An 18,624-nucleotide genomic window follows, 5' to 3' on the forward strand; every position below is an offset into this window, starting at 1 on the left:
GAGCGGCCGAAGTCCTCCAGGTCGCGCCGGGTCCAGGTTTTGCGAGGCTCAGCGGTGCGGCACACGAGGTCCAGCCATCCCCGCTCAGGTACCGGCTGGCTCCAGTAGTCATCTCCGAGCTGTGCGAGCGACGCAACCCGCTCCAATGCTCCTGGCGAATGCTTGGCAAGCGCCCACAGGGCCAACGGCCGAGGGAGACCAAGCGTGACGACTAGCCTTGTCTCGGTCATGCGTCGCCCAGCGAGGCCCGCTGCGCGTCCAAGGCGGCAAGCCGACTACGCAGCTCAGCGGCTTCAGCATCGAGCCGCTGGCGACGTTGCCGGTCAAGCTCCGCTTGGGCCTCGGTGCGGACGTGTACTTGTCGGGCGTCAATCCTGGCGCGGAGCTCGGTGCGCTCCCATTCGTACCGGGCGATCTGCCCTTCCCGATCAGCCCGGTCCCACGCAGCGCAGCGTTGCGCCTCTTCCTGTCGCCGCTTGGCTTCCGCATCAACCTCGGAGTGAAGGGAGCGGAGCAGCTCCTCCATGCCGCGCAACCGCAGCTCATCGGGGTCCGACACGACCGGAGCGGCCATAGGACCGCGCGGGGCAAGCGCGTTCAGAGTCATTGCGCCTCCTGCTGCTGGCCGGCTGACACCACGAGGGCTTGTCGCACCTGCTGGCGAGCGACTTGGCCAGACCGCATGAGGATCTCCGCGCCGGCCTGCACCGCAGGAACCTGACGGAACTGCTGAAGGAACTGCGCTGCCGCGCCAGGCGGCAGTTGCCCCAGCAACCTCGCGGCGGCTTGAGGGTCCTGAAGCGCGTCAGCCAATGCCCGCGCCGTGGCGTCAGCAACATCCTGCCGAGCCCCACGGACGGCGCCTTGCGCAATTCCGCCGAGAACCGGCACGTGGCCCGCAGCCATCTGCGCCAAGTCGATTGCAGTATTCGAACCGCCACCCATCGTTCCGCTGATCTTGCGCACGCGGCCCGGCATTTCACCGCGCCGAAGGGTGGCCGTCAGGGCTTCAAGCTGTTGCGCTGCTTCGGGGGCGAACTTTGAGCCGAACCGACCTTGCCCGTTGGCGGTGATCGCGCGTTGCAGGTTCGATGCAGTGACCTGCGGGACTGCGCCCATGAGCGGTTTGTGGGCCAAGTCCTCGCCGATCCCCTGGAGGGCCTGACCGCTCGTGATCGGCTTGGACCGCGCAGCGTAGTCCGCGAGGTAGTTGCTCCACAGCCCATCGCTTGCGCCGTTGAAGCCCGAGTCCACGGCGTCGATGATCCCTGCGACTTCGCGGCGCGCGCTCTTGGCTGCCGAACCGAGTTCATCACCCATCGTCGCCTTGGCGGCAAGTTTCTCGCTCAGCGCCTTGCGCGCCTCGTACACGCGGGCGGCCGATGAGTCCGGATCGATCACCGACCGAACGTAGGCGACGACCTTGCGCACGTCTGGGTTGGCACCCGAGGGGCCCTTGTCCAGCGCCTCCACGTAGTCGAGCAGAACTTTCCCAGGTGTTCCCGCCTTGTCCACGAGCGCCAATGCGCGTTCACGCACCGGACCGGTGGCGAGGTCTCGGGCGGTCTTCTGGCGCTCAACACGCAGCGCCGAAGGCGTCAGACCTTGCAGTTCGTCATACACGGCCGCATTGCGCGCCGTGTCGAAGCGGACCCACTCATCGGCGGTGGCCGGGTTTGCGCGGCTCGCCGCCTCCAGCCGGGCGAGCGTGGGATCTCCAGCGCGCTGCGCGGCGGTCTCGGGGATCGCCACGCGCGGCCCCACGCGGGATGCACCGGCGCCGGGGACGGATTCACCGGGAGCGGTGCGCATGGAAGTTGCAATGGCAGTGCGTTCAGCTTCGGGGACAGCATCCAGGAGCAGCCGTTGCGCAGCCCCCTCGGGGTTCATCGTGTCGCGCACCCCGCGAGCCAGGCCAGCAAGTGCCCGACCAGTTGCCGGAAGCGCTCGCGCCAACACAGGGTTGAGCACGGCGCCAGCAGCCGCGCCCATCGCCGCGTTGGTCACTCGGCTTTCCCCTTGCGACTCGATGACCGGGCTGAGCGCTCCTCCAGCCCCGCCGCCCACCGCCCCGGCCAGGGCCGCGGCCTTCACAGGATTCGCAGCCGCATAGGCGCGTGCCGCGTTCGCAGCGGGCACCAACGCGGGCGTGCGGGCTGCCAGGCCCCCGAGCAATCCGCCGCCCAGCATCACGGCAGGAATCGTCGGAGCGACTTCGCCGGCGACCTGCAAGAGCCGCCCTCCACGCGTGCCCTCTGCCGCCCGGTCCGCATAGAAGCGCTGCTCGCGCAGTTCATCATTGCTGGGACCGTCGCCAAGGCCGATCTTCGAAGCAAGCTGCTGCACTCCCTGGCCGAGGCTGCGCATACCGGCACCCACGTTGACAAGGGCTCGCTCGCCCCAGGGCATGTCTTCGAGCGTGGCCTGCGCTGCGTCACGGCTCATCTGCTCCTGACGCTGGGCGCGAGCCTGGGTCACACGCTGGCGCAGTTCAGGCGCATCCCGAGAAATCCCATCGGGGATGTTGTTGATGACGATCCCGTCGCGGGTCTCGATGCTGTAAGGCATGGGGCCTCCCCTCAGTAGTCCACCACGTAGCGCGAGGACGAGTTGTTGGGTTGCGCCTGCTGGCCGCGTTGAGCCGCCACAGCCTGCGGCAGACCACCACCCGAGGTGCTGCCTTGACCACCCGGGAGCGCCCGACCTGCCCGAGTCTTGAGCGACTCGATGTAGTTCTGAGCGCTGAGGAACTTTGCCCGGGTAACGCTGGCATCTTCGCCCCAACGCGGCGTCAGTTCGTTGACCTTCTGACGCGCTTCGTACTCGTTCATGCCTGCACCGGTGGCCGCGCGCAGCAGCGCTTCCGAAAACGAGCTCGCGGCCGTGCTGAACTGCTGGCGCTCGGGTGACATGGCGGCATAGGCTGCGTCGGGGCTCACCTTCGACAAGGCAAGCTCCTTTACCGACGGCTTGGCCGCAGCCGGATTCTTCCCGTAGATCGAGATCATTTGCCCGTAAGCGTTCGTGGCCTGCTGGAGCCAGCCGGCGGCCTTGCGCTCGTCCTCGCTCGCGTTGCCGGCGCTCACGCTGCCCGGCTGTTGTCCGACAGCCTGCGAACGCGGCACGTACTGCGGCTGGCCGTTGGCACCTACGACGATCATGAGCGGCTCCTGCCGGTTCTCGCGCGCCTCGCGACGCCAGGCGAGATTGGCGGCTTGCTGCTCGCGCGCCATTTCGCGGCGGAAATCTTGGTCGCGAGCCTGCTGCTCCCGCTGGTCTTGCGCGCGCTGCGCATATGCCGCCTGCTGCGCCTCCCATGCATCCACCTTGTCCTGCTGACGAGCAATCGACTGGTCCTGGCGCGCCTGTTCAACCGCCTGCTGACGCAAGACCTGGCCCCCTACCTGTGAGAGCGTCTCATCACCGGAGAGGAGCCCAAGAAGTCCGAGTGCCTGCTGCCGCGCGACCGCCTCGGCTACCGGAATGCGCAGGAGTTGAGCCTGCGACAACCTGGCGGCGTAGGGATTGGCGGCCGCTGGGGCTTGATCGGGCAAAGTCGCATTGGCGGCGGTAGTCATGGCAGCTCCTCAGTCGAGAGGGGTGCAAAAGGCACTGACTCGGGGGCGATCAGCGGCAGGACATCCTCCGCAACGCTCGGCTCTTGGCCAGCCAGTACTCCAAAGGCTTCACAACCGTCGGGCTCGTTCAGCAACTCCCGCGCAGCCATGAGGAGCTCTTCTGACGCCGGTCCCTCGGCGACAGCCTGAACCGCCTGGCGCTCCAGAAACATCGGCAGCGCCTGACGAAACACCTTGCCCGGTGGGTACTGAGGCGGCGCGTCGTCTACAGCTTCATCGGGGGAAAGTTCGGTTTCAGGCACGGCAGTCCCCATCACATGCCCCCAGGAGCGCAGTGCTGCAGCTCGCACCATCTGCCCTTGGGCTCGGCTCGCCGCAGCGAGCAGAGCCTGAGCGGTGGGGTCCATCCTCGGCGGGATCAGAGGCACCTGGCGAGGAATGCGGTTCGGTTTCATGACACGCCTCACGCGGCGTCCGTTGCGCCGATGAGCCCGTCATCCATCAGCGGGTCTTCGAACAGGGCACGAGCGTTGTGCATGTCCATCGCCGCCGCCACCGTGTCTCGCAGCGACGGACGCGAAGCGCTGAACTGCTCGGGCAAGCGCACATGATCCTCATCGCTCCAGTGGTTCATTGCCTGAACGATCGATGCGCGGCGATTGGCCTGATCGTTGCCGACCTGGGCCAGGTCCGGACGATTCGGGAGCAGAGCCGTCTCATGACGGCGCTGCTGAGCGTCACGCTCGCGGAAGCGGTCAGCAACGCGCTGCTGCAGGTCCGAATCGCGAGAACGCTCGGCGACGAACTTGATCGATTGCCGATCCCACGGCACCGGGGTGGAACGCGAATCGTCGGCCATGCGGTCGAGCATGTTCTCGCGAGCCCTCGATTCCCAAGCGGTCTGGACATAGCGCTCCGTCTGGTGTTCGAAGTCCTTGACCCCCTTCACGTACACACCAACCAGTTGCATGGCCTCGGAAAAGAGCTGATCGCGCTCAGCGCTGGCCGGACGGCGCTCGATCTCCACGGCCAAGCCGGCGGCCCATTCGGTCGGGGACAGCCCGTGACGCTCGCGCAGCATCGCGGACTGGGCCATTGCCAGCGGCAACAGGGCGGCATAGGTCGGGCGCATCGCAACTCTCCTCAGTGATCGAACGGCCACGGGGCATCGCCCATCGCCGATTGAAGCGCGGCGCGAAAGTCCGCCTTTTCCTTGCGCACCAGGTCGGCATGACCGGCGGACTGGCCATCGAAGTAGCAAGCGCGCCCCCAGCAATCGGAGACGGTTGCCCAACCGAGGGGCCGATACCTCTCAGGCGGAGCCAGCAAAAACGAGCGGCCGAACAACCCCATGGGGTCGAACTCAGCCACGTTGAGCAACTCATCGCGCATCGACCCCAAAGCATGGAGCTTTCCGGCGGCGAAGGCGGTGGCATCACAGGCTGCGCGATAGGCAGCTCCCGCCTTCTTGGCCTCGGCTTCGAGCGCATCGAGAATCGCCAAGCGGAGACCAGCCCTGGCGCCGGAGAACTGTTGCTTCGAGGAGCGCGCGAGTTGCTCGAGTTCAAGCGCCGTCACCCGCACGGTCGGGTCCACGCTGTACCGCGCCGTCAATGCCCGAAGGTCGGCCTCTTGCTGACTCACATGAGCCGCCGCGAACGCTTCGCCCGCCACCCGCAACGCACTCGACTGCTCGGCCGAGAACATACCCGCCAGGCTGGGGACAGACAGAGCATCGCCCTCGGGCTCCGCCCTGCGACAGGTGCCAGGCGGACGGCCGCGCTTGGCGCGCTGCGCTTCAATCAACGACAAGGGGCGGACCTGAATGCCAGTCGCAACCGGCACCGCGCCGTCCCGGTCCAGGCGATCCGAGAGCGCTTGCTTCTCAGCGCCATTGAGCTGGTCGATGTGAGCGGGCTGGGCGGACATAAGTAATCCAATGGATTAGTGGGAACGACGATGGCAGGGGTGCGGAGGAGGAACACTTTTTTCCCCCAGGCCCCCACCTGCCGATTGACCTCCCCCCGGGGGTGCGGCCGGGACGCTCGCACAGCTCGGAGCATCTGAAGGCGCTGGAGCTTGCGCGAACGCGTGACGCGGGATCGGGTCCGGCGAGTGCCGTTCGCGGCCCCTGGGCACGAGGAGACACCTCGGTGAGGCATCCGCCGCATGACGTTGCTCGGCCTCGGCATTCGGCCGACAGGTGGATGCGCTTTGCAGACCGACGTTATGTGTGTGAACGTTGGTCTCGCCTGCAAACCCGCATGGTTGCTGGGTTCCCGGATGATTGGGACGCGAGGCACTGTAAACGGCACTGTGCGCGGACATGGGTCACTCCATGTCCAGCACTTCACCGGTCCCATCCGGCGCGGCGCGCGGTGGACCAATGTGACCAGCGACCGGGGAGCTGAGGACGCCGGGGACAGGCGCTGCCTGAACCTGGATTGTCTGGATGACGAACTGCAAGCCGTCGAGCAATGCGTCGCCCTTGGTGGGAGCGTCAGCCCAACCCCGGCGCAGGATCGCTTCCGCTGCCTGGACGCGGATACCCGGGGCGTTGCGCTTGTTGGCGTGGATCTCGGCCAGGGTGCGCAGCGCCGGCTCGGTCATGTCGCGCGCGAGCTGCGTCACCGTGCGGCCGTCGCTGGTCTTACGGGAGCGCCCGCCGGGATTACCCGATTCCCCCGGCTTCCACTTCTGCGCGTCGGGCCAGCCGCCACGCTTGGCGCGTGGCTCGGCGGAGACTTCGGCGGTATCGACTGACTGCACCATGGTCCCGAAATTCTCGGCACGCGCGCGTCAGTCTCCCGACAATTTCAAAGTCTCACGCCAGTCTCGCGAGAGTCTCATGAGAGCGTATTGAGAATGCGGCGGCTCCCGTAGGAAAGGAAATCAGTCTCACGAGTCTCACTCCCCCTAGGGGGGTGAGACTCGTGAGACTGATTCCTCGGGCCGCCCGCACCGTGAACGCGCCTACTGCTTCTCGGGCGGCAAGGTTTCTAACTCGTCAGAAACGAACTTCCGCATTGCGAGGCTGCGGCCCAGTGCCGTCAGTTCGTAGTGATTGGCGCCCCGCCTGCTCAACGCCTTGATCTCTATCAAACGATCCATCGCGTGTTCGGCTGCAGTTCGCGAGGACCCCATCGTCGACGCAAGATCGGCGGCAGAGAGGATCGACGCCTTGCGCTTTTCTAGCGTCGATACGATTCCCATCAGGGCATCAATATCCGTCCCGCCCAAAGCGGTTTCGAATGAACTCAATGGTGGGCGCTTTTCGAGGGAGCGCAGGCGTCCCTCCAGGTTTTCAACGGACTCCTTCAACGCGCGGTTTTCCGACGACATCTCATCGACAAGGCGCTGCGCCTGTTGCACTTCGGCCCGCGCGGCGGAGCGAATCGCTCGCGATTGCTCCACGGACAAGAGCTCCGCCCCCTCAATCTCCTGCTTGATGCGATTCAGCGTCGCCTGGTGCGTACGCACATATCGGAAGACCAGGGTGGCCGGAAACGGGTACAGGAACACGTAGGCCAGCGCGGATGCCAATGGAGCAAGTACGCCGCGCCAGACAACTTCCCAATCGCTACGGAAGGCAACCGTCTCGATGAGGCGAAATGTCGTCGTGACGGAATTGCTTGAGAGCAAGATCACCAGAAACTTGTAGTTCCACAGCGGCCAAGCAAGGATGAACGAGCCGATGAGCGGGCTGGTCAGGCGATCAAGCAACGTCTCTTTGGCGGACGTGATGAGGTCGTTGAACATGCGTTCCTCCTGGCCGGAAATATACCGGTCAAGTCCGCATGTCGAACCTAGGAGATGCCTGCGGCTGAAGACGCCGACAAGACGATCAACTCGCCCGACTCCGCCAGTTGGCCTGAGTCGATCATCCGCTTGATGGTCTTGAAAAGATTGGGCTCCGACATACCCGGTTGCCCGAGCAATGCCCGAACGATCTCCGCCCGAATCAAGCCCTCCCCGCGTACGTTGAGGAGTTGGGTGATCGCGATGGCCGCAGGGGTTGCGATCAGCTTGCCGCCAATCCTCGGCGGGGCACCTTTGGGCACGACGACGCAAGCGAACCTCTCTACCCCGAAGTCCGTCCTGCCGATGTGCACCGGTTTCAGCTCGAATGAGTAACGGTCGCTCTTCCCCGGGAGGTCACGCTGCTTTTCGACCGTCAGCACCTGCTTGTCGTTGAGCTCGATTGCGGAGTCCAGGGCGCAGTAGGTTCCGCTCCAGCCGCGCAGGCCCCTCTCGGAGTTCTTGCCGGTGTGGCTGATCCAGAGCCAATGCGCTCCGGTCTTGTTGACGATCTCAGCGGCGCGACGAATCACGGGGCCCATGTCCTTCCCAGAGTTCTCGTCCGCGCCGGGCGTCATCGCCGCAAGGGTATCGGCGACGATCAACGCCACCTTCTCCCCGCTCACCCGTTCCGCGCGGGCGATGACCTCCATCAGCTCGGCTGCCGAGGTCTCATTCCTCAAATCGACCGCATCCGGCACGATCATGAGCAGACCGAGCGCTTCGCCGCGCTCGATGCGATACGCCTTGATCCGATCACAAATGGAACTCCCGCCCTCGGTCGCAAGGTAGAGGACGAGCCCGCGCCGCGTCTTGCGGCCCATCCAAGGAACACCGAGCGCGACTGCGCATGCCATATCGAGCGCTACGTAGCTCTTGCCCGCGTTGCTCGGTCCGTAGAGACAGGACATCGCCTTCCGGCCGAACACCCGTTCGATGAGCTCATCCGTATACAGAGCCGGCGCGGTGGAAATCTCGGCTGCGCGGACCAGATTGAGCTCCCGCGGCGAAGCGCTCGACCCATCCTGCATGGACGCATGCGTCGAACGCTTGGGGCGAGTCGGCCGAGACGGTTGCACCGCCTCGATCACCGAACTGTCCGGGGGCGGAAGGCACCTCGGCATCCAGTCGTCCAAACGCATCGGTATGACGGAGCTGTCTGCCGCCACCTCCGCCGCCGCGTCCGCTACATCGGAGAACCGGGCATCGCATATGTGGGGCGCCCACTCGCGCAGTTCGGCTTCGTGGTCGCGCTTGGAACGTGTGTGCATAGGAACGCGTGCAGCGTCCTCCCTGCGCCCCTTGAGCGCGGCCAAAGCCCAGGCGAATCCCTTTCCCTTGGTCACCGCTTCTAGCGCGATGAGCTCAAAGTCTTCGGCCTTGACGCCGGCCTTCACCAACTCGCGCAAGACCAGGTGGCCCGGGTGAGCGTTGGCGAGTCCACCTTGACGCATCGCCTTTGCCGCCACTCCGCATTCAGCCTGCCACGACGACCGATCGGTCGTCTCACCAGCATCCTGCTCCAGCATGAGACCTCCAGGTGTCAGGCGTTGCCATACTGGGTCAACCGGCGGAGCAGCAGACGACGGCTCAACCAGCAATGCCAATATTCACCGCTCGCGCCTTTGGGCGGCGGCGATGCCAGCCAAGCGGCATACCTGCACTGCCAATACGACGACGCAAGGGCGGAGGCAATTGCCTCATCGGCCCCTTTTGCAGCCATGGCACGAGGAAGAGCGATGGTCATGGTGGTGACTCCAAAATGCGTTGAGCCGATTGCCTGGGACCCAGAGGTCTCCGACAATCGGCTCTCTTCGCGGCTGGTGGGCCGCTGGGCCGGTTCGCGTGGTGGCGCCCGGCCCATTTCTTTTGGCCAAGCGCTGCGCTTACCGGGGATTCGAACTAGGCCGTTGCCCCCTTGCGCTGCGGCATGCGACCGCCATCGGCGATCCACTGCTCAATGACTTCGGGACTCCACAGCAGACGCTGCGGCATCCGGATGGTGGGCGGCGGGCAAACTCCACCCTTTACCCAACGATGCACGGTGCAACGGGACACGCCGAAGAGCTCAGCGAGCTTGTGCTGGTCATACATCGGCCGGGGCATGCTCATTTGCGCTCCTTGTTTGCGGCGGTTTCTGCCGGTTGCAGAATGCTGCGCGCGCAAGACCTGGCCCGCAACGAATCCAAAGGATTGGCTGGGGGACTTCCGAGGACATGCGTGGACAGGCATGGACCGCCCCTCGGGTAACTCCCAACAAAGAAAAACGCCCCGAGGCATGAACCGTCGGGGCGTTGTCCGAGTTGCGCTCGCTCAAGCGACGCGCAGCGGCACGACGTTGTTGAGCACGCGATCCATGTAGTCAGCCCAACGCTGGCTCGCCGCAGCCCGCTCTTCGAGATAGGACGCCCGGGCGTAGGCACGTACGGTGCGCGATCCCTGCTGATGCGCGAGCTGGGCCTCAAGAGCTTCAGGACGTTCCTTGAGGGCCTCATCCGCCAGTGTGCGGAACGTCGCCCGGAGCCCGTGCGGCGTCACCTTGCCACGCAGACCCATGGCCTTTAGGCTTTGGCAAAGGCTGCCCCTGCTGATGCCCTGCTGCACGCCTCTCCTGGCAGCGGGAAGCACAAACGGTGACCCGTGCACATTCGCCTCCCGCCGCGCTTTGATGATCTCTACCGCCTGCGCCGGCAGCGGCACAACGTGGGGCTGTCCCGATGCCTTCTCATGCTGCTTGCGCTTCATGTCGGCCGACGGAATGACCCACACCGGGCCAGCGAAATCTAGCGACAGGCCGTAGCGGCTCCAGTCGAATTGACCACCCTCCAAGTCCAGGTCATCCCAGCGCATGCCAGCGACGTTCCCCGGGCGTTGAGCAAGCAATGCCCCGAGCATCAACGCGTCGCGGTGGGTCTCGATGTGATAGCTACGGATGGTTGCGAGAGCCTCGCGCAAATCGCGTTCGGTCAACGGGGCCGGCCGATGCCTGCGCGGCGGCACAGCATTCATGTCGAGACGAAGGTCGTCCGCCGTGTTGCTCGTCACAACACCCCGTCGACGAGCCCAGGAGAACAGCTGATCCAAGAACCCGCACACGAACTCGCGCACGGACGGAGCCGCAACGCCATTGACGACGCTCACGAGCTCGGGATAGGTCACATCCCCAACGGGCTTCGCGCCGATGGAGGGGTTGACGTGCAAGCGAAAGCACCGCGTCCAGTTGTCGGCATGAGACTTCGACCATTGAACCTTGAAGCCCTTGGGCCGCTCGTCCTCTGGGAGCCAGCGCTCGGCCTTGAACTCGGCTTCCAGCGCTGCGACCGTCCCGGGCGCGGGCTTGCCGGCCTTGACGAGCGCGGCACGCTCCTGCTCGGCGCGCTGCGTCGCCTTGTTCTCATTCCGGCTCGTGGCCGGACAGTCGCCATTCGCGATCAGGCGTCGAGCATCGTCCGCAGCCTGGCGCGCTGCCGCGAGGGTCAGGTCGGGCCAGGTGCCCAAGATCAGCGTGTTGCGCTTGCCGGTGGCCGGGCTCTTGAAGTCGAAGCGCCAGGAGTGCAGCCGCGTCGGGAAGACGAGCTTCAGGTAGAGCCCCCGGCCGTCGGTGAGCTGCTTGGCGCCACCCTCGCGGGCGGCTTCGATCTGCTTGGCGGTGAGGGCGAGGGATTTCGTCATGTCGGCTCCGTTGAGGTCATGGGCGGAGCCGCCTGTGCGACCCACTGTAAAACCCACTGGAAGTTGTGCTGTCCTTGCTTGTCCTCGCGTGTCCTCTCATGACCTCCGATGACCCGCCATGATCGAGCAGAACACCGATGAACACTGGAGAAACTCGCGACAGTGTCCGCAAATGACCTAAGCTGTCAACGTCGAATCTCCCCTACCTGACCTTCCGCTGTACAAGGTCCGTTTCCAGATCGACATCGACCCCTACCTCGAGGCCAGCGACAAGCACGACCCGACGCGCGGCAACGGCGCGCCGATCCTGGGCCGGCCGCCGGCCAAGAGCCTGGTGTTCTCGCAGGCGATCAATGGCGCCGACGTCTACCTGAACGACGTCTGGCTGGACGGATTCGCGCAGTCCCGGCAGGACGCCCGCTTCATGTGGTTCCGCCCGCTGGTGGCCGAGCTGCCGCCGCGGCTGCTGCGCCGGGACGGCCCCAACATCGTCACCGTCGAGATCACCAGCTGGGAGCCGTACTTCACGATCGCGCCGATCCACATCGGTCCGTCGCAGGAGGCGTCCTATGTCGCGGAGTCGATCGACTTCCTGGCCCGCACGCTGGCGAACGCCTCACGCGGCTTCTGCCTGCTGGCGGGCGTGTTCATGGTGGGCGTCTGGCTCGCCAACCGGCGCGACCCGGTCTATGGCCTGCTCGGCGCCGCCGCGCTCACCTGGGCGGCGGTCTACACGCTGTCGCTGTGGATCTACATGCCCGCGCACTGGCGCCCGCTGTGGCTCTGGGCCTTCTACCTCTGCGCCGGCGGGCTCAACGTGCTGCTGGTGCAGTTCATCCTGCGCTACGTCGACCGCCCGCTGAGCCGGCGCGCGCTCGGCACGCTGGTGGCGATCTCCGCGGTCGCGGCGACGGTCTGGCCCTTCCTGGGCGCGGTCGTCGAACTCAACCTCGACATGTTCTGGATCTGGGTGCTGATGCCGTTCCAGGCCTGGGCGGTCGCGCAACTGGCCCGACACGCGTGGCGTACCCGCAGCACCGACGCGATGCTGCTGCTGGTCGTGGTCGTGCTGGCGGGTGCGCTGATCCTGCACGACTACAACGTGCTGATGCAGCTGGTCCGATGGCGCGTCGATCCCGACGACTGGAACCTCGTGCGGCTGCTCACCGCGCCGATCTACCTGACCCACCTGGCGCTGCCGCCGCTGCTGATCGTGATGGCGCGCGTCCACCTGTCCAAGTACCGGCAGAGCCTGGAGCACGTGCGCCAGGCCAACCACATCCTGGCCGAGTCGCTGCGCCGCCGGGAGATGGAGCTGGCGGTGAGCTACTCGCGCCAGAGCGACCTGGAGCGCCGCGAGGCCGCGCAGGACGAGCGCGAACGCATCTACAGCGAGCTGCATGACGGCATCGGCTCGCGCCTGGTGACGACGATCTTCAGCGTGCGCGAAGGCCGGCTCGACCGGCAGCAGCTCGAGCGCGGCCTGCTCGACGTGCTGCAGGGCGTGCGCGACGTCATCAGCGAGACCGACACCACCGAGCATCGCGAGATCCAGGACATCCTGTTCGACTACTGCCTCAACCTCGATTCGCTGCTGAGCGCGCCGGACTTCCAGATCGAGTACGAGATCGAGAACGGCCGCGAGTGCGTGCTGCTGGGGGAGCTGTCGAAGGACGTGATGCGCGTCGTCGAGGAGAGCGTGGCCAACACGCTCAAGTACGCGCAGTCCACGCGGCTGTCGATCGCCTTGCGCCAGGACGACGCCTGCCTGACGCTGACCGTCGAGGACAACGGCGATGCCGCGGCGGGGGCGTCCTCGGCGGTGCGGCCGGCGTTCGGCGCGTCGACCGGCCACGGCCTGGCCAACATGAAGGAGCGGGCGCGCCGCATGGGCGGCGACTATCGCTTCGAGCGCGGCCCCGCGGGCGCTCGCACGACGCTGACCCTGCCGTTGGCGGCGTTGCCGCCCGGCCCGGACCGCAGCCGTCCGGATACCCCTTCCGACGCTCCGGATTTCACGCGACATTCGCTTTCATAAACTCCTCAAGATATTCCATCACCCGCGTGCGGCGGGATATGACGGGTTTCGGGGAGCGGGCCAGCGGAAAGCGGCGCCGCACATATTGACGGCGGCGTCCTCCATATTCCCCGGATTCAGTCGGCGGATCACTTTCTCAATGGGCGCCGCCCAGCGCGTGCCGTTCGCCCGCGTGAACGTCACAGGCCGACGCGCAGGCCCGGCAGGCTTGCGCGCAACGCTTGCAATGGGCGTGCGAATGCTTGTCGCATTCATCGGCGCAGGCGCGGCACACATGGGCGCACAGGGCGCAGAAGTCGCCATGGTGGTCGGATTCCCGGGACAGCACGCCGAGGGTAGCTTCGCAGATCGCGGCGCAATCGAGATCCAGCAACGCGCACGCCTCGAGCAGGCGATCGCCCGAGCGGATGCAGGCATTGGCGCACTGACGCGCCGCGATCAGGGCGTCGGCGCAGGCTCTCATGCAGGGTTCGAGGTCTTCGGTGGGGGTCATGGCGATGTCCGATGAGGGTGGCGAGGCCCTTCTCCCGGCAACCGACATGCCCCTCACAGGCGTCCCGTTCGCGCGGCCCCTCTCGCGCGAAACCGATCGATCGCCATCACTGACATATCTTTGCTAGTGGTTTTACGTGATTCAACCATCATTGGCAGTCGATACGGAACTGCTAGCAAATGAATGCTATTGGCGACGAAGGAGACCCGAAACGAAACTGGACACCGAAGCGAGACCACCCCCAGGGAGTTTCCCGTGTCCATCCGTCCCCATATCCATTTCCTCCGCTCCGCGAATATCAATATCTCCCTCCCCGGACGATATTCATTCGCCGCCCTGGCGGCAGCCGCGCTGCCCTGCCTGGCGTCGCCACACGTCGCGGCGAGCGAGCCGACGCCCCACCCGGTCATGCGGGCCTCGGCCGCTGACGACACCGGCCCAGCTGCCTCCTGGGGCGCGGCGATGGACGAATTCCTGTCCACCGCGCTGATCGACGATCCCTCCATCGAACGCGCCCGCGCCGCGATCGCCGCGGCGCAGGACGGCATCACCGCGGCGAAATGGCAATTCGGTCCCACGCCGAGCTTCTCGCGCGAGCTGGCCACCGGATCGAGCCGCTACGTCAATGTCCTGCGCATCCAGCAGCCGCTGTACACGGGCGGCCTGCTGAGCGCCAACCTCAGCGGCGCCCGCACCGCGCTGCAGGGCAGCCAGCAGGAACTCCTCGCCGCGCAATTGCAGTTGAAACTCAAGATCGTCCAGAGCTGGGCCGACTGGGTCAAGGTGCAAGGCCGCATCGACAGCCTGGACCTGCTCTGCGACGTCCACGAGCGGCTGCTGGACATGATCCGCCGTCGCAACCTGGCGGGCGTCGCGACGAACACGGATGCCGCGCTCGCGGCATCCCGCTTGAGCGCGGTGCAGGCCGAACTCGCCCAGGCGCGACTCGAGGAAGGCCTGCAACGCGACCGCCTCGGCCGTCTCGCCCGCCGGCCTGTCGACGCGCCGCTGCGCACGGCGCTCGACGGCGACCTTCCCGCGCCGCCGTCGCTGCACAAGGTCCTGGACCGCATCCAGCTGTCGCCGGAAATGGCCCTGGCTCGCGCCAATGTCGATCTCGCGCGCAACGAGCTGGCCAAGGCCAAGGCCGCGTTGATGCCGACCCTCAGCCTCCGGCTCGACCACCAGAGCGGCGCGTACAGCGACCAGCGCGTCGGGCTGGTCTTCCAGGCCAGCCTGCAAGGCGGTTTCGCGGGCCTCGCCGGCGTCAACGCGGCGCGTTCGCGGATCGCCGCGGCCGAGGCCGCCGTCGCCGCGACCGAGCAGGACCAGCTCGGGAACTACCAACTGGAGTACACGCGCTATGCCGCCGCGGCGACGTCGCTGCGCAATGCGGCGCGCACGGCGGCCACCAGCGAAGACGTGCTGGCCTCCTACCGGCGCCAGTTCGACGCCGGCAAGCGCGCCTGGCTCGACCTGCTGAACATGGTGCGCGAGACCCATGCCACGCGCCAGATGGCACGCGACGCCGCGATCGACGAGCGGGCCGGCCTGTATCGGCTGGACCTGCTGCTTGGCGGCGGACCGGATCGGGACTGATCCCTCGCCGCCGCCGGGCTTCGCGCACGAACACCACTCGCTTCAGAAGGGCTGTCATGACCTGGAATCCATTCAAATCCCGCCCGCCGGGCGACACCGCATCCGCGCCGGAGGCGCTCGCCAACGCATTGAGCCACTGGATGCGCCTGAAGGGCCGTCCCACGCCGCCCGCGCTGGTGCGCCAGCGCCTGGCCGCGATGCCGGCCGAGGGAGACACCCTCGACGCGGCCCGCCATCTGGCGGCCACCATCGACGAACGGGTCCGCCTCGTCACCCTCCCGGGCCCCCAGCTCGCCGCGCTGCCGCTGCTGTGCCGGCATGACGAGCATGGCTGGCAGGTCGTCACCGCCCGAACCGCGGAAGGCCTGTGGTCCTGCATCGGCGCGGACCAGGTCCGGCGCGACCTCGTGCTCGACCGCGTGCCCTGCTTGCACGCCGTCGCCTCCGACGAACAGGCCGAAGCGGGGATCTGGCGCAGCGCCCACCAGATGATGCTGTCGCAGGTGCGCCGGCAGTGGCCGATCTTCGTCGAAGCCGCCGGCCTGTCCCTCGTCCTCGCGCTGATCGGCATCTCGATCTCGTTCTTCTCGATGCAGGTCTACGACCGCGTGATCCCGAACCAGGGGCATCAGACCCTGTGGGTCCTGACCATTGGCGTCGCGCTGGCGGTGCTGATCGAGTTCCTGCTGAAGGTGGCCCGCGCGTCCTTGCTCGAACCCCGGCTCAAGCTGCTCGACGTGGGCATCTCGAAGGCGCTCATGGCTCGCCTCAACGCCATCCGGATGGATCAACGCCCGGGCTCGGTCGGGACGCTGGCATCACAGGTGCAGAGCTTCGAATCGATCCGGGGCATCCTGTCGGCCAGCACCCTGTTCCTGTTGTTCGACATGCCGATGGCGCTGATCTTCGCGGTCGTGATCGGGATGATCGGCGGCATCTGGATGGCGCTGCCCGCCGTCGTGCTGTTCGGCGTGACCGTGTCGATCGGCCTGCTCCGGGCTCGAAGGATCGCGCGATTGACGGCGAGCAACCAGACCGGCGCGAACGCCAAGACGGGCCTGCTGGTCGAGACCATCGAGGGCACGGAGAGCATCAAGGGCCTGGGCGCCGGCTGGCGCTTCGAGTCGCGCTGGTCGGGACTGTGCGAAGTCAACGCGGCGCAAGGACTGTCCCTCAAGCACGAGAGCGACACCACGTCCTACATCGCGGCCGCGTTACAGCAGGCCAGCTACATCTCGTTGATCTGCGTCGGCGCGGTCCTGGCCATCGACGGGCAACTGACGCAGGGCGCGATCATCGCCTGCTCGATCCTGTCGGGACGCGTCCTGTCGCCGCTGGCTTCGATTCCTCCCCTGCTCGTCCAACTCGGCAGCGCCCGGGCGTCGATGAAGGCGCTGGACGCCATCTTCAAGCTGCAGGTGGACAACGATGGCCTCGAGCGCCCCATCGTCCCCGAATCCCTGCGCGGCGAGCTGCGCTTCGAGGACGTGGAGTTCGCCTACCCCGGCCAGAAGGAGCCGTTGCGCATCGGCCATCTCCGCATCGCGCCGGGAGAAAAGGTCGCCGTGCTGGGCACGATCGGCGCGGGCAAGACCACGCTGCTGTCCCTCGCCTGTGGCCTGTCCAAGCCGACGCGCGGCACGGTGTTCCTGGACGGCGTCGACCAGCAGCAGATCCACGCCGGCTGGCGCTCGACGCAGATGGCCTACTGCCCTCAGCATGCGTGGCTCTTTGCCGGCACGCTGCGCGACAACCTGCTGTTCGGCCTGCCTGACGTCAGCGACGACCAACTGATCGCGACCTGCCAGCAGACCGGCCTGTGGCCGATCGTCGCGCAGCATCCGTCGGGGCTGGATCGCAAGCTGTCCGAGGGCGGGCGCGGCCTGTCCGGCGGGCAACGCCAACTGGTCGCGCTGACGCGCCTGGTCCTCGCCGACCGCGCGGTCTGGCTGCTCGACGAACCCACCTCCGGCATGGACGACGGCCTCGAACAGGCGACCGTCCATCTGATGAAGCAGCTGCTCAAGCCCCAGGCGACGCTGCTGCTGGTCACGCATCGCCTGTCAATGCTTGCGCTGGTCGAGCGGGTGATCGTCCTGTCGCCGCAGGGCGTCCTGCTCGACGGACCACGCGACGCCGTGCTGGCCAAGCTGCAGGGCCGGCCCGCGCCGGCGCGCGCCGCCCAGCCCGTCGAACCGGCCGAGGCGGCGACCTGAAGCCCGCCGCCGCGCCACGACTCTCACAACATCGGGGAATCAAATGAACAACTCTCGTGCGTCGCATGACAGCCAGTCACGGGTCCGTTGGACCGTCATCGCCACGGTGGCGGCCTTGGGCGCAGGACTCTGGTGGGCCGCTCAGGCCGAACTCGAACAGGTCACCCGCGCCGGCGGCAAGGTCATGTCCCTGTCCCGCACCCAAGTGATCCAGGCGCCCGATGGCGGCGTCGTGGAGACACTCTTCGTGCACGAGGGGGACGCGGTCCGCAAGGGCGACCTGCTGGTGCAGTTCGACAGCACCAAGGCCAGCTCGGCGCTGGCGGACTCCAGCGAGAAGAACGCGGCGCTGAACGCGTCGCTCGCCCGGTTGCGCGCGGAGACGCTCGGCACGCCCTACAGCCCCGCCGGCGCCGGCCCGTTCAACGACCTGCAACGCAAGCTCTACGAACGCCGCCGCACCGCGCTCCAGGAAGAACTGGCGGTGCTGTCCAAGTCCGCCGAACTGGCCAGGCGCGAGGTTGAGCTCAACGAACCGCTGCACAAGGCCGGAGACATCAGCGCCGCCGAGTTCCTTCGGCTGCAGCGCGCGGCGAACGAGGCGGCCGGCCAGGTCACGTCCCGGCGCAACAAGTTCCTCCAGGACGCGCAGGCCGAGCTCACCAAGACCGAAGAGGACCTGGCCAGCGTCCAGCAGATGCTGAACGATCGCCGCGGCAACCTGGAGCACACCCAGCTGCGAGCGCCGGTCGACGGCATCGTCAACCTGATCACGTTGACGACGGTCGGCGCGGTGTTGCGCCCCGGCGACGAGATCATGCAACTGCTGCCCACCGGGGAGGATCTCATCATCGAGGCGCGCCTGCGGGCCGCCGACATCGGCTTCGTCCGTCCGGGCATGCTGGCGACGATCAAGCTCGATGCGTTCGACTACAGTATCTACGGCGCCCTCGACGGCAAGGTCACCTACGTCAGCCCAGACGCATTGACCGAACGGACACCGCAGGGAGAGCAGCCGTACTACCGCACACATATCCATATCAATGGAAAGCGCTTCAAGGGGGAGAAGGCGGATCGGATCGTCATCCAGCCCGGCATGACCGCCACGGCCGAGATCATCTCTGGCCGACACACGGTGCTCGACTACCTGCTCAAGCCGGTCAAGAAGACCTTCTCGGAATCGCTCGTCGAGCGCTGAGGCCCTGCCTGGCCGCACGACACTTGAGCCAT

The 18,624-nt window shown here is 66.6% G+C and carries 17 protein-coding genes; 4 read left to right on the plus strand and 13 right to left on the minus strand.

Annotation, left to right across the window (positions count from 1 at the left end; all coding sequences use genetic code 11):
• Positions 1–226 precede the first annotated feature (226 nt).
• The 12 genes from N5D62_RS18965 to N5D62_RS19020 form a co-directional block, all read right to left on the minus strand.
• On the minus strand, positions 227–607 hold the full coding sequence (locus tag N5D62_RS18965; RefSeq protein ID WP_279759437.1) for a hypothetical protein: 381 nt from the start codon (positions 605–607) through the stop codon (positions 227–229).
• Positions 604–2,568 carry a hypothetical protein gene (locus tag N5D62_RS18970; protein ID WP_279759438.1) on the minus strand — a complete coding sequence of 655 codons (1,965 nt, stop codon included), beginning with the start codon at positions 2,566–2,568 and terminating at the stop codon, positions 604–606. Before N5D62_RS18970 ends, N5D62_RS18965 begins: the two co-directional genes overlap by 4 nt.
• A gap of 11 nt (positions 2,569–2,579) precedes the next feature.
• Entirely contained in the window at positions 2,580–3,578 is a 999-nt protein-coding gene (locus N5D62_RS18975; protein ID WP_279759439.1) for a hypothetical protein, read from the minus strand.
• Complete coding sequence (locus N5D62_RS18980; RefSeq protein ID WP_279759440.1) at positions 3,575–4,033, minus strand: hypothetical protein; 459 nt, start codon at positions 4,031–4,033, stop codon at positions 3,575–3,577. Before N5D62_RS18980 ends, N5D62_RS18975 begins: the two co-directional genes overlap by 4 nt.
• Before the next feature lie 8 nt (positions 4,034–4,041).
• Positions 4,042–4,710 carry a hypothetical protein gene (locus N5D62_RS18985; protein WP_279759441.1) on the minus strand — a complete coding sequence of 223 codons (669 nt, stop codon included), beginning with the start codon at positions 4,708–4,710 and terminating at the stop codon, positions 4,042–4,044.
• Between the two features lie 11 nt (positions 4,711–4,721).
• A complete protein-coding gene (locus tag N5D62_RS18990) occupies positions 4,722–5,507 on the minus strand; it encodes a hypothetical protein (protein WP_279759442.1) in 786 nt (261 codons plus the stop codon).
• Between the two features lie 402 nt (positions 5,508–5,909).
• Entirely contained in the window at positions 5,910–6,350 is a 441-nt protein-coding gene (locus tag N5D62_RS18995) for a DUF5681 domain-containing protein (RefSeq protein ID WP_279759443.1), read from the minus strand.
• A 201-nt stretch (positions 6,351–6,551) separates the two neighbouring features.
• Complete coding sequence (locus tag N5D62_RS19000) at positions 6,552–7,337, minus strand: hypothetical protein (RefSeq protein WP_279759444.1); 786 nt, start codon at positions 7,335–7,337, stop codon at positions 6,552–6,554.
• 47 nt (positions 7,338–7,384) lie between these two features.
• Positions 7,385–8,905 (minus strand): AAA family ATPase, encoded by a 1,521-nt coding sequence (locus N5D62_RS19005; protein WP_279759445.1) that lies wholly within the window; start codon positions 8,903–8,905, stop codon positions 7,385–7,387.
• Between the two features lie 14 nt (positions 8,906–8,919).
• Complete coding sequence (locus N5D62_RS19010; RefSeq protein ID WP_279759446.1) at positions 8,920–9,123, minus strand: hypothetical protein; 204 nt, start codon at positions 9,121–9,123, stop codon at positions 8,920–8,922.
• Positions 9,124–9,278: 155 nt separating this feature from the next.
• Positions 9,279–9,488, minus strand: coding sequence for a helix-turn-helix domain-containing protein (locus N5D62_RS19015; RefSeq protein ID WP_279759447.1), 210 nt, complete (start codon positions 9,486–9,488; stop codon positions 9,279–9,281).
• A 201-nt stretch (positions 9,489–9,689) separates the two neighbouring features.
• Positions 9,690–11,048, minus strand: coding sequence for a site-specific integrase (locus N5D62_RS19020; RefSeq protein WP_279759448.1), 1,359 nt, complete (start codon positions 11,046–11,048; stop codon positions 9,690–9,692).
• Between the two features lie 334 nt (positions 11,049–11,382).
• Between N5D62_RS19020 and N5D62_RS19025 the strand changes: the two genes are divergently transcribed.
• Complete coding sequence (locus N5D62_RS19025) at positions 11,383–13,086, plus strand: ATP-binding protein (RefSeq protein WP_279759449.1); 1,704 nt, start codon at positions 11,383–11,385, stop codon at positions 13,084–13,086.
• A gap of 136 nt (positions 13,087–13,222) precedes the next feature.
• On the opposite strand, the gene N5D62_RS19030 is transcribed toward N5D62_RS19025, so the two are convergent.
• Positions 13,223–13,579, minus strand: coding sequence for a four-helix bundle copper-binding protein (locus N5D62_RS19030; RefSeq protein ID WP_279759450.1), 357 nt, complete (start codon positions 13,577–13,579; stop codon positions 13,223–13,225).
• Positions 13,580–13,762: 183 nt separating this feature from the next.
• On the opposite strand from N5D62_RS19030, the gene N5D62_RS19035 reads away from it, so the two are divergent.
• From N5D62_RS19035 to N5D62_RS19045, 3 genes are all read left to right on the plus strand, one after another.
• Entirely contained in the window at positions 13,763–15,178 is a 1,416-nt protein-coding gene (locus tag N5D62_RS19035) for a TolC family protein (RefSeq protein WP_279759451.1), read from the plus strand.
• Positions 15,179–15,234: 56 nt separating this feature from the next.
• Positions 15,235–17,394 carry an ATP-binding cassette domain-containing protein gene (locus tag N5D62_RS19040; protein ID WP_279759452.1) on the plus strand — a complete coding sequence of 720 codons (2,160 nt, stop codon included), beginning with the start codon at positions 15,235–15,237 and terminating at the stop codon, positions 17,392–17,394.
• Between the two features lie 106 nt (positions 17,395–17,500).
• The gene (locus N5D62_RS19045; protein ID WP_279759453.1) at positions 17,501–18,592 is read left to right on the plus strand and encodes an HlyD family type I secretion periplasmic adaptor subunit; all 1,092 of its coding nucleotides are present in this window, start codon (positions 17,501–17,503) and stop codon (positions 18,590–18,592) included.
• Positions 18,593–18,624: the final 32 nt, after the last annotated feature.

Source organism: Mitsuaria sp. GD03876 (assembly GCF_029840635.1).
Classification (GTDB): domain Bacteria; phylum Pseudomonadota; class Gammaproteobacteria; order Burkholderiales; family Burkholderiaceae_C; genus Roseateles.

Coding starts and splice junctions, on each gene's coding strand:
- N5D62_RS18965 (WP_279759437.1), bottom strand. CDS start 607: ATGACTCTGAACGCGCTTGCCCCGCGCGGTCCTATGGCCGCTCCGGTC.
- N5D62_RS18970 (WP_279759438.1), bottom strand. CDS start 2,568: ATGCCTTACAGCATCGAGACCCGCGACGGGATCGTCATCAACAACATC.
- N5D62_RS18975 (WP_279759439.1), bottom strand. CDS start 3,578: ATGACTACCGCCGCCAATGCGACTTTGCCCGATCAAGCCCCAGCGGCC.
- N5D62_RS18980 (WP_279759440.1), bottom strand. CDS start 4,033: ATGAAACCGAACCGCATTCCTCGCCAGGTGCCTCTGATCCCGCCGAGG.
- N5D62_RS18985 (WP_279759441.1), bottom strand. CDS start 4,710: ATGCGCCCGACCTATGCCGCCCTGTTGCCGCTGGCAATGGCCCAGTCC.
- N5D62_RS18990 (WP_279759442.1), bottom strand. CDS start 5,507: ATGTCCGCCCAGCCCGCTCACATCGACCAGCTCAATGGCGCTGAGAAG.
- N5D62_RS18995 (WP_279759443.1), bottom strand. CDS start 6,350: ATGGTGCAGTCAGTCGATACCGCCGAAGTCTCCGCCGAGCCACGCGCC.
- N5D62_RS19000 (WP_279759444.1), bottom strand. CDS start 7,337: ATGTTCAACGACCTCATCACGTCCGCCAAAGAGACGTTGCTTGATCGC.
- N5D62_RS19005 (WP_279759445.1), bottom strand. CDS start 8,905: ATGCTGGAGCAGGATGCTGGTGAGACGACCGATCGGTCGTCGTGGCAG.
- N5D62_RS19010 (WP_279759446.1), bottom strand. CDS start 9,123: ATGACCATCGCTCTTCCTCGTGCCATGGCTGCAAAAGGGGCCGATGAG.
- N5D62_RS19015 (WP_279759447.1), bottom strand. CDS start 9,488: ATGAGCATGCCCCGGCCGATGTATGACCAGCACAAGCTCGCTGAGCTC.
- N5D62_RS19020 (WP_279759448.1), bottom strand. CDS start 11,048: ATGACGAAATCCCTCGCCCTCACCGCCAAGCAGATCGAAGCCGCCCGC.
- N5D62_RS19030 (WP_279759450.1), bottom strand. CDS start 13,579: ATGACCCCCACCGAAGACCTCGAACCCTGCATGAGAGCCTGCGCCGAC.
- N5D62_RS19035 (WP_279759451.1), top strand. CDS start 13,763: ATGCTATTGGCGACGAAGGAGACCCGAAACGAAACTGGACACCGAAGC.
- N5D62_RS19040 (WP_279759452.1), top strand. CDS start 15,235: ATGACCTGGAATCCATTCAAATCCCGCCCGCCGGGCGACACCGCATCC.